Source organism: Oleiphilus sp. HI0123, from assembly GCF_001635315.1.
Map to the genome: position 1 here is coordinate 1 of NZ_LWGE01000525.1, position 521 is coordinate 521.

Here is a 521-nt window from a genome sequence, read left to right on the forward strand (position 1 = left end):
CAGGCGACAAGATCTAAAGAGTATTACATATGTCGGACGACAAATGCTGGCCTGAACCAGGGTTTGTTGTCTGACTGCTGATAACGAAGTTTGTCTAAGAAAGATTTATCTTGATCGGCTCTCAATGTTTGTTAGAACGAGAGTCGTCAGTTAACTGAAGTAGCTTTAAGCAGGAGCAGAAGATTATGTCAACGGCGACATCTCTTAAGGACGATATAGAACAACCAATTGTTTGGTTGGATAAGGTATTAGAGTTTGGTGCGATGGCAGCGAAGACTCTGGCAATACCCATGGCAGGTATTGCGGTATTTCTCATTATTTGGGCGGCAGCCGCACAGAGTGTTAAAACTTCTTTGGGGCAGTTTCCGGGTCCCGCGATGGTAATGGAGCAGTTCGTCTCTTTATATGATGAGCACGTTTCCGAGCGGACTAAAGAGCAAGCCTTCTACGAAAGGCAAGAGAAAAGAAATGCGGCACGAGTGGCTGAAGATCCATCTTATGTGCCTAAAATCAGAGCGTAT

General features: G+C 45.1%; 1 pseudogene. It reads left to right on the forward strand.

Annotation, left to right across the window (positions count from 1 at the left end):
• Positions 1-185: 185 nt before the first annotated feature.
• A pseudogene (locus A3761_RS04905) lies at positions 186-521 on the forward strand (ABC transporter permease); the annotation flags it as partial.